Source organism: Laspinema olomoucense D3b, assembly GCF_025370785.1.
Taxonomy (GTDB): Bacteria; Cyanobacteriota; Cyanobacteriia; order Cyanobacteriales; family Laspinemataceae; genus Laspinema; species Laspinema olomoucense.
On record NZ_JAMXFA010000080.1, the window covers coordinates 1 to 9,406 of the forward strand.

Annotated in this window: 8 protein-coding genes; 2 read left to right on the forward strand and 6 right to left on the reverse strand. The window is 48.4% G+C overall.

Annotated features, from left to right (window positions below):
* Positions 1-23 precede the first annotated feature (23 nt).
* The 6 genes from NG792_RS28515 to NG792_RS28540 all read right to left on the reverse strand — a co-directional run bounded on the left by NG792_RS28515 (position 24) and on the right by NG792_RS28540 (position 4,610).
* Positions 24-293 (reverse strand): pentapeptide repeat-containing protein, encoded by a 270-nt coding sequence (locus NG792_RS28515; protein WP_261237764.1) that lies wholly within the window; start codon positions 291-293, stop codon positions 24-26.
* Between the two features lie 388 nt (positions 294-681).
* Positions 682-1,686, reverse strand: a complete 1,005-nt coding sequence (locus tag NG792_RS28520; RefSeq protein ID WP_261237765.1) for a pentapeptide repeat-containing protein — start codon at positions 1,684-1,686, stop codon at positions 682-684.
* 326 nt (positions 1,687-2,012) lie between these two features.
* On the reverse strand, positions 2,013-2,627 hold the full coding sequence (locus NG792_RS28525; RefSeq protein WP_261198502.1) for a CP12 domain-containing protein: 615 nt from the start codon (positions 2,625-2,627) through the stop codon (positions 2,013-2,015).
* Between the two features lie 97 nt (positions 2,628-2,724).
* Positions 2,725-3,369 carry a hypothetical protein gene (locus NG792_RS28530; protein ID WP_261237766.1) on the reverse strand — a complete coding sequence of 215 codons (645 nt, stop codon included), beginning with the start codon at positions 3,367-3,369 and terminating at the stop codon, positions 2,725-2,727.
* Between the two features lie 62 nt (positions 3,370-3,431).
* Positions 3,432-3,638: a hypothetical protein gene (locus NG792_RS28535; protein ID WP_261198504.1), complete on the reverse strand. Its 207-nt coding sequence runs from the start codon at positions 3,636-3,638 to the stop codon at positions 3,432-3,434.
* Between the two features lie 132 nt (positions 3,639-3,770).
* Complete coding sequence (locus tag NG792_RS28540) at positions 3,771-4,610, reverse strand: pentapeptide repeat-containing protein (protein WP_261198505.1); 840 nt, start codon at positions 4,608-4,610, stop codon at positions 3,771-3,773.
* Positions 4,611-4,977: 367 nt separating this feature from the next.
* Here NG792_RS28540 and ilvD point away from each other — a divergent pair, with 367 nt between their 5' ends.
* Positions 4,978-6,660, forward strand: a complete 1,683-nt coding sequence (gene ilvD / locus NG792_RS28545) for a dihydroxy-acid dehydratase (RefSeq protein WP_261198507.1) — start codon at positions 4,978-4,980, stop codon at positions 6,658-6,660.
* 170 nt (positions 6,661-6,830) lie between these two features.
* Entirely contained in the window at positions 6,831-9,197 is a 2,367-nt protein-coding gene (locus tag NG792_RS28550; protein WP_261237767.1) for a type I restriction endonuclease subunit R, read from the forward strand.
* The last annotated feature ends 209 nt before the right edge of the window (positions 9,198-9,406 follow it).

Sequence of the window (9,406 nt, forward strand, 5' to 3'; positions counted from 1 at the left end):
CAATTATGAGTTGGCTCTGGGGTCTAAAATTCAAAATTTTTCATTATAACATAGATTTTTTTTGCAAGAGGTCTATTTAACTTAGCAAAACTCAAGTCAGCGCGATGTAAAAAAGCTAGGTGTAAATTGGCCCCTGTCAAGACGGCTCGGGATAAGTTGGCCCCGACAAAATAAGCCCCAGAAAAATCGCATCCGGCTAGGTTGGCTCGTTCCAGGTTCGCTCCGTTTAAATTAACGTCTTTAAACGATCGCTCTCCTGCTGCATACCGTTCGAGGAGTTCATTAGTATCCATTTTACGTTACTCTCCTTATGGCTTAAAAGCCCCTTAATTCTTTACTGGAATCCGTTGCCCCCTAACCAATGACTTAAATTTGGGCATCGCTGGGGCTTGCCGTCCTGGTTTGTTATGGAAAAAATGTGATTTTTTTTAGCATTAACTCTTCCTATCTTCATTAAAGCATTAATAGGGCTACAAGACAAGACCCTACAACGATGGAATTGGTGCGCTAACGGCGGTAAAAAGTTGAAAATAGAGGTTGAAAGAGTGAGCCGCTTTTTGCATCCTTTTGGTTGTTAATCTCCAGTTTTTTGCCTCATCAACCCGCTTGTCCTCCCGCTACTGTACCGATGCACTATTTCATCAGTTTTCAGCACCCTGTTTTATGCTCTTGCCAATGAGTTTAGGAATGCAGGCTCCCATCGGGCATCACTGCACCCGTGAAATCCGCATCCTGCAAGTCTGCACCCACCAGTGCCGCATCCCGCAAACTCGCTCCCCGCAGATTTGCACCGCGCAAGCAAGCACCATCCAGATCCGCTCCCCATAAATAGGCCCCTTCTAAGTTAGCACCTGTGAGATCTGCACCTGTTAACTTGGCTAAATTGAGATTAGCATCCCGGAGATCGGCATTTCGCAAGTCGGCTTCCATGAGGTCAGTTTTCATCAAATTGGCACGGCTGAAACGACCTCCTCTGAGAATGCTGCCATGTAAATTGGCTTGTTTAAGATTTCCTTCTTCAAAGTCGGTAAAGCGCATTTGAGTATCGCGCAAATCTGCCCCCATAAAGTTAGAGCCGCGCAGGTTTGCTCCGCTTAATTTAGCCTCGTTGAGTTCGAGTGCACTAAAATTAATTCCTTCCAAATCCAAGCCATTTAAAAAGGCTCCGGTGAGTTTAACGCCGTTTAAAAGTGCGCCTTTGAGACAAGCGCCGCTGAGTCTTGCTCCACTGAGGTTGCTCCAATTCAAGTTAGCCTGAGTCAGATTTGCCCCTCGGAAATTAATTCCATTGAGGTTTGCGCCTGAAAGGTTGACTCCGAGTAAATTGGAGCGATAAAAATTGACCCATTTGAGAATAGCACCACTGAGTTTGGCCCCGGTTAAATCGGTATTAGCTAAGTGAGCGCCTTGGAGATTTGCTTTGGTTAAATCTGCCTCAATCAGGCGGCTGCCTTTGAGCTTGACGAAGGTTAAATCAGCGGCGTAGAGAAATGCACCGGATAATTGAACTTCCATCATTAAGGATCGGCTTAAATTAGCTCGCGCCAAGGATGCGTCAATAAGATTGGCCCCGAAAAGGTTCACTTGTTGCAAGGTTGCGCCGATCAAGTTGGCTAAATTTAGATTCCACCCTCGAAAATCGCGATCGCCAGCAGTGTATCGTTTTAGTAATTCATACCCATCCATAATTGCCCTCGCCCTATTTTGCCCTAAATATCTATAATTTAGGATGCCCGGGTGATGGGGAAATATCATACAATGCGCAACATTTCGTAAAATAACAGGTTTGTTTTAAGGTTTTGATATGGGGTATCAATAAGGGCAGTTTCATCGCTGATTTAAAGAGGCAAGCAAAAACAACCGTGCGATCGCATTGGTTTGCGATCGCACAGCTTAAAAATTGTCGGAGTTCGGCCTTAGCACATTGGAAAGATGATCATCGGCGATCGTTTCACATCCCTGAACCCCGGAGTGAGGTCTTCAACCTCAGTTATCCTCACCGAACTGGAAACTTAAACGTCATACACCCGGGCTTCATCTGCCTCGGGGTTTTCTTCGCAGTATTCCTCAAATGCAGACTTGACAGGTTTCATCGCCCGTTGATGAGACGCTTCGGCTTGCAGTTCTTCCACAGCATCCCAAGCTGCCGCACATTCTCTAGAAGTTGGGCCTTTTTCGGCACAGATGGCGCGCGCTTCCTGAACCGCTTTTTCCAGTTCACTCTCGAACAGTTTGGCTTTCGGTTTCTCGACGAAATCACTCTTTGTTAGAATATCACTCACGGAAATAATTCCGAGCAAGTCTCCCTTGATGACGGGAGCACGACGGATGCCGGTATTAGCAAACAACCGCGCCACATATTCTACACCGAGGTCAGGATTGACGACGATGCAGGGTTTGGTCATAATTTCATACACCCGCATCTGCTTCGGGTCATGTCCAAAGGCCGCAACTTTGTAAACGATGTCCGTTTCGGTGACAATGCCATAAGCATCTTCATCATGGCGACGGGATACGACTAATGCACGCAAGCCCTTTTCTCTCATGAGCTTAACGGCTTCTGCAACGGTGGCGGAGCCGCGAATGCTCACCACGTCTTGGGTCATAATATCTTGAGCTTTCATCATCCTTAACTTCCCCTGGGGGGCAATTATTTTTAGGGTTCTAGATCGATCGTATAATAAAATGAAGCATCCACAGCGAGGAGGCAGCAAATTGAGTGGGTTAGCGGTGTAAACCCTTTTGCCAAATTCCAATGTAAACACGCTGTGCCGGTTGATTTCCCGAGGAGGTGGGACGGATCTCCCATTCGATCGCCCCGTTGAGCTGACCCAGGGCAAAGCTGTACCGGCGCACCTGACCCCGCCACACTTGTTGAAATCCCGAGGCGATTTCTTGATTAAGCTGGCAACCTAACATACTGTTTAAGGTTCCTAGAATAATTTCAGTATTGACACTTTGAGCAAAAGAGGCTTCAGTTTGCTGCAAGAGTAGGGATTGGCGATCGAAGAGGAATCCTAGACTTACCTGATGGGGAATCAGGTCATAACTGACGGCATGAGTATTGGGCCAATATCCTGGCAGGGTTTGGCTGGGAAATCCAAACATTCGGAAAACTGAATCTTGATGAATTCCCGGTTGAAATCCAGGAATCCCTAGGCCGATGGGTTCTTCACGGCAGGGGATGTTTTCTGGGTTGAGGGTGGGTTCTTCAAAGGGGTTAGACTCTCGAATGATTGAGAGTAGGGGCAGGGGACCCGGGTGGGGTCCGACTGCCTGGGGATGAGAGAAGGCGGGAGAATGCACTACTATAACTGAAAGTCCCATAAGGACAAGACTGATGACGCTAACCTGACTAATCACAATCATGGCTCGATTCCTGACAAAGGCTCCTGCACCCGTGATGCGGCCAAACGTGGCACGAAACGTTTTTAAACAGTAGTCTGGGGCGATCGCCCCGTCATCCCCGTTTCAGCGCCATCGCGCTGAACGCGACAAAAACTGAGTAGAGATGGGATTACAACAGCGCTGGTCACTGCTGGGAATTTTGCCGCTAGGGAAGATAGACTGGAGAACAAAGCCGATTGTTCGAGGTGCGATCGCAACGGTTGGAGGGTTGAGAACTGATGCCTTCGCACCCTAGGCAGCTCCAGGGGAATATGAAGCAACGTGACCCGCTAATCCCCGACCCTAAACACTCAATTCCGGGTAAATCCGGACTGCATCAAGTTAAAACAGGCAAAATGCCGGGACGACTCGTGCAACGAGTGCTATTGGTGGGTCAACCCATCGGGCATAATGGCTCCCGTAAAGTTGACATCCCGCAGGTTCGTCCGATACAGATTCGTGTCCATTAAAATTGCATTGGTGAGGTTCGCTCCAGTGAGGTTGGACCAACCCAAGTTGGCTCGATACAGACTGGCCCCTTCTAAATTCGTCCCGCGCATGGTGGTCCAACTCACGTTAGTTCCCCGCAGTTGGCTTTTAGTTAAGTCCGCTCCGGCGAGATTGGATCCACTCATGTTGGCCCGACTCAAGTCCGAATAACGGAGATTGACGCTCGTTAAGTTGGCTCCATTTAAGGTGGCATTCGTCAGATTCACCTTTTCCATAATCGCCTGAATCAGAATGGCGATCGTCAGGTTGGCCCCTTCTAAATTTGCGCCGGTCAAGTCAGATTCACTTAAGTTCGCGCGACTGAGATTGGCCTGATTCAAAGTCGCTTCTTTGAGATTTGCCCAACCCAGCCTCGTCTCGCTGGCCAGAGCCTGTACCATTTTGGCTTTTTGTAAATTGGCTCGCTCTACAATGGCTCGGCTAATATTTGCCAAACTTAAGTCAGCTTCACTTAAGTCAGCTCTACTTAAGTTCGCGTTAATCAGATTGGCTTCTCGCAGGTTAGCTTGATGAAGGGTGACCCCCATGAGATTAGCTTCTCGCAGGTTGGCCCCCGTGAGTTTAGTAGCAGTCAGGTTAGCCTGACGCAGGTCAGCATCGCGAAAAGTGACTTCACTTAAGTCCAACCCAGCTAAGTTGGCACCAATCAAGTTTAGATTCCGAAAATCTCTTTCTCCAGTTGCATATCGCTCTAGTAATTCATTTACATCCATGTCCTGTCGCCTCTTTGCTATCGCTCTGTGCAAGTCTAGTGGTGCGTGCTTCCAATGTATCGTCTTCAATGTCACAAATCACGGTTAAGAGGAATGGAAAGTGGGACAAAGGAGATGGGGGGATGGGGAAGGTGGGGGAGATGGGGGAGATGGGGGAGATGGGGAGGGTGGGGGAGATGGGGGATTTGACAAAGGACCAATGACAAAGGACCAATGACAAAAGACATAAGACAAATGGGGTGGGATTCTGAGACAATCTAAAGATAGATCCTAGGGGGAGAAGCGAAAGTTGGGAGGCAAACAGCTATAAGCAAACCCTACTCTACATTAGCCCCTGGAGATTTGCTCTCGTTTACCGGAAAAAAGAATGCCTGAGAACCTTAGAAGTCAAGCCGTCACCCAAGGACACGCGCGATCGCCCAACCGAGCTATGTTGCGGGCGGTTGGTTTTTCTGACCCCGATTTCGTTAAACCGATTGTCGGTGTTGCCAATGGATTCAGCACCATTACTCCCTGCAATATGGGGCTGGATATCCTGGCAAAACGGGCGGAAAGTGGGGTCCGGGAGGCCGGAGGAATGCCTCAAATTTTTGGCACGATTACGATTAGTGATGGGATCTCGATGGGAACCGAGGGGATGAAATATTCCCTGGTGTCGCGCGAAGTGATTGCCGACTCGATTGAAACCGTTTGTAATGGTCAGAGTCTGGATGGGGTCCTGGCAATTGGCGGATGTGATAAAAATATGCCCGGGGCCATGTTGGCGATCGCCCGCATGAATATTCCCGCTATTTTTGTCTATGGCGGCACTATCAAACCTGGACATTTGGACGGAAAAGACCTCACCGTTGTCAGCGCGTTTGAGGCGGTCGGGGAATACAGCGCTGGTAAAATTGACGAACAGCAACTGCTACAAGTGGAACGCCATGCCTGTCCCGGTGCCGGTTCTTGTGGGGGGATGTACACGGCGAATACCATGTCTTCGGCCTTTGAAGCAATGGGGATGAGCTTGATGTACTCCTCGACAATGGCCGCAGAAGATGCAGAAAAGGCCGATAGTACGCAAAAATCCGCTCATGTCCTAGTGGAAGCGATTCGCAAGCAAATTTTGCCCAGTCAAATTATCACCCGCAAGGCGTTGGAAAATGCCATTTCTGTGATTATGGCCGTGGGGGGTTCCACGAATTCGGTGCTGCATTTCCTGGCGATCGCCCGGGCGATGGGAGTCCCCCTCACCTTAGATGATTTTGAAACCATTCGCGCCCGAGTCCCGGTGCTGTGCGACCTCAAACCCAGTGGGCGCTATGTGGCCACCGACCTTCACAAAGCGGGCGGGATTCCCCAGGTGATGAAAATGCTCCTGGTCCATGATTTGCTGCATGGAGATGCGCTAACAATTACCGGCCAAACTATCGCCGAATTGCTGGTGGATATTCCCGCAGAACCGCCCACAGGACAGGATGTGATTCGTCCCTGGGATAACCCGATGTATCGTCAGGGTCACTTGGCGATTCTCAAAGGCAATCTCGCCTCCGAAGGTGCTGTGGCTAAAATTAGCGGGGTGAAAACGCCGATGATTGAGGGTCCGGCCCGGGTGTTTGATTCCGAGGAAGAATGCCTCAAAGCGATTTTGGATGGCAAGATTAGCGCTGGTGATGTGGTGGTGGTCCGCTATGAAGGTCCAAAAGGGGGACCGGGAATGCGGGAAATGTTGGCCCCGACTTCAGCAATTATTGGTGCGGGTTTAGGGGACAAGGTGGGATTAATCACCGATGGTCGGTTCTCCGGAGGGACTTACGGTTTGGTGGTGGGTCACGTGGCCCCAGAAGCTGCCGTTGGTGGGGCGATCGCCTTGGTGGAAGAAGGCGACTCGATTACCATTGATGGGCGCGATCGCAAGTTGCAGTTGAATGTATCCGATGAGGAATTGGCCCGTCGTCGTGCCAACTGGCAACCGCGTCCCCCTCGTTATACAAAAGGGGTACTCGCGAAATATGCTAAGTTGGTTTCATCTAGCAGTCTCGGTGCGGTTACAGATTTAGATTTGTAATTCGCACATAGTGTAAGAGTGACCGGGCATTGCCTTGTCTCTCTTACACGACAAAAAGTGTCAGTTACCAAATTATTTGTCGTCTTGACAAATTTAGGAGTGAGTGGTTAACGAGTCAATTTGGGGTTGCATCCCACCCCTGACCCTTGGACTTCTGTGGCGACACAATCATGAGCAACGAATCTGAATCTATCACCCGACGCGATCGCATTAACAAAAAGCTCAAAGCACTCAATCCCCCTTGGCAGATTATCCCCTATCGGGATGGGTTGGACACTAGCCAACTGAGATGCCATGCCGTTGAGGAATATCCCACGGCGAGTGGTCCTGCGGATTACGCTTTATTCGTCCAGGGTCAGCTATTGGGGGTCATTGAAGCAAAACGGGTCAGCGTTGGGACTGAGGGGGTTTTAAAGCAAGCAAAGCGGTATTCTAAAACAACATTTCAGGGGGTGGGGAACTGGCGCGGGTATCGAGTGCCGTTTTTGTTTTCCAGTAATGGAGAATTGATTTATTTTCTTGATGTGCGGCAAGATAATAATCTGTCTCGCCAGATTACTACTTTTCATTCTGCCGATGCCTTAGCGGAGTTATTGAAGCGGGATGATGAAAGGTGCGATCGCTGGTTTCTGGAGAATCCTATCAGTGAAAATACCCGGTTGCGTCCCTATCAGGAAAAGGCGATCGCCGCAACGGAACAGGCGATCGCACGAGGGTTGAGACATTTATTAATTGCGATGGCAACCGGAACCGGGAAAACCTTTTGCACCGTGTCTCAAATTTACCGTTTGCTGGCATCTCAAAAAGCTCGGCGGATTTTATTTTTAGTCGATCGCCGTGTTTTGGCGGCCCAAGCCGTCAGAGAATTTGCCTCATTTGATACCCCTCGCGGCAACAAATTTAATAAAGAATACGAAGTTTACAGCCAGCAATTTCGGCGAGAAGATTTTGAGGAAGAGGAATCTTTTAAGCCCGAAGTCTTACCGACTCCTTACTTAACAAATCCAAACGAAACCCATACCTTTGTCTATGTCTCTACCATTCAACGGATGACTATTAATCTGTTTGGGAAAGGGACAGGCGTAGAGGGGGAAACGGGGGATATTGAAGAGGAAAACGATGCCGATAAACTGGATATTCCCATTCATGCTTTTGATTTAATTATTGCGGATGAGTGCCATCGGGGATATACATCAAGCGAGGTGGGTTCTTGGCGGAAAACCATTGACTATTTTGATGCCATTAAGATTGGGTTGACTGCTACCCCGGCGGCGCATACCGTGTCTCTGTTTCGCGAAGTTGTGTATCGCTACACGACTCAACAGGCAATCCAAGATGGGTGGTTAGTGGATTATGAGCGCATCGATATTCATTCCGAAGTCCGGTTAAATAATACCTTTCTTCATGCGGGAGAAATGGTGGGGCGAATTGACCGAGAAACTGGAGAAGAAGTTTACGATGAGCTAGAAGATGAGCGGGAATTTACTACGACTGATATTGAACGGCAAATCACCATTCCTGACAGCAATCGCAAGATAATTGAGGAGATTGCTAAATATGCCGATCGCCATGAACAAGAAACTGGGCGGTTTCCTCGAATTTTGATATTTGCAGTGAATGATTTAGCCCATATTTCCCATGCTGACCAAGTGGTGAGAATTTGTAAAGAAGTTTTTGCCCGAGGGGATGATTTCGTGCAGAAAATCACCGGAAAAGTGGATCGACCTTTGCAATGTATCCGGGAGTTTCGCAACCGTCCCCAGCCTAAAATTGCGGTTACCGTGGATATGCTCAGTACCGGGGTAGATATTCCGAGTTTAGAGTTTATTGTTTTTATGCGCCCGGTGAAATCTCGGATTCTTTGGGAGCAAATGTTGGGACGAGGAACTCGCTTATGTGGGGATATTCATAAGACTCATTTCAAAATTTTTGATTGTTTTGGTGGGTCGTTAATCGAGTATTTTGCCGAGGTGAGCCATTTTAAAATCGAGCCCCTGCGGCAGCAGACTGTCTCGGTGAAAAAAGTGATTGAAAATATCGTTAATAATTGCGATCGCCAGTATTATCTCAAGTCTTTCACGAAACGGCTGCATCGCATCCATCGCGGCATGAGTGAAGAGGCGAGACAGATGTTTGCTGACTATATCCCCGATGGGGATATCGGGGGGTTCGCCCGCAGTCTGCTGGAACGGATGGAAACCGACTTTGCCAATACCCTGAACTTGCTGCAAAACCCTGGCTTTCAGGAGGTTTTGGAGAATTACCCCAAAGCCAAACAGACCTTTTTAGTGGGATATGAGGTAGAGGATCAAGTCTCCTCTCAAGTGGTGATACAAGGCAAAAAACCCGAAGACTATCTGGATAGCTTTTCTCGATTCGTCCAGGAGAATAGTGCCCAAATCGAGGCGATCCGGATTTTGCAGGAACGTCCCCAGGGTTGGAATACCCAGGTTTTGGAGGAACTGCGGCAGGTTTTGCAGAAAAATCAGTTTCCTGACAGCAATTCTCATTATGGAAATTTTACTCAAGCTTATTGAGAACAGTCTCAAGAGTGCTTCTTGAAAGCCTCATTCCTTCGTTCAAGATTTGGCATTTTGAACAGTATGCTGGTCCAAATGAGAATTGTTGCTCCCACCTTAGCTGATGCTACATTTCTATAGAATTCATGTATATAGCCGTTCACGGACTCATGAGGTACAATACATAAAAGAACTGACTCATCTTAACTATCTGAATCTACCATGAA

What these genes read in the sequence shown, in the direction of transcription:
- NG792_RS28515 (WP_261237764.1), bottom strand. Translation starts at nt 293, where the DNA reads ATGGATACTAATGAACTCCTCGAACGGTATGCAGCAGGAGAGCGATCG.
- NG792_RS28520 (WP_261237765.1), bottom strand. Translation starts at nt 1,686, where the DNA reads ATGGATGGGTATGAATTACTAAAACGATACACTGCTGGCGATCGCGAT.
- NG792_RS28525 (WP_261198502.1), bottom strand. Translation starts at nt 2,627, where the DNA reads ATGATGAAAGCTCAAGATATTATGACCCAAGACGTGGTGAGCATTCGC.
- NG792_RS28530 (WP_261237766.1), bottom strand. Translation starts at nt 3,369, where the DNA reads ATGATTGTGATTAGTCAGGTTAGCGTCATCAGTCTTGTCCTTATGGGA.
- NG792_RS28540 (WP_261198505.1), bottom strand. Translation starts at nt 4,610, where the DNA reads ATGGATGTAAATGAATTACTAGAGCGATATGCAACTGGAGAAAGAGAT.
- ilvD (WP_261198507.1), top strand. Translation starts at nt 4,978, where the DNA reads ATGCCTGAGAACCTTAGAAGTCAAGCCGTCACCCAAGGACACGCGCGA.
- NG792_RS28550 (WP_261237767.1), top strand. Translation starts at nt 6,831, where the DNA reads ATGAGCAACGAATCTGAATCTATCACCCGACGCGATCGCATTAACAAA.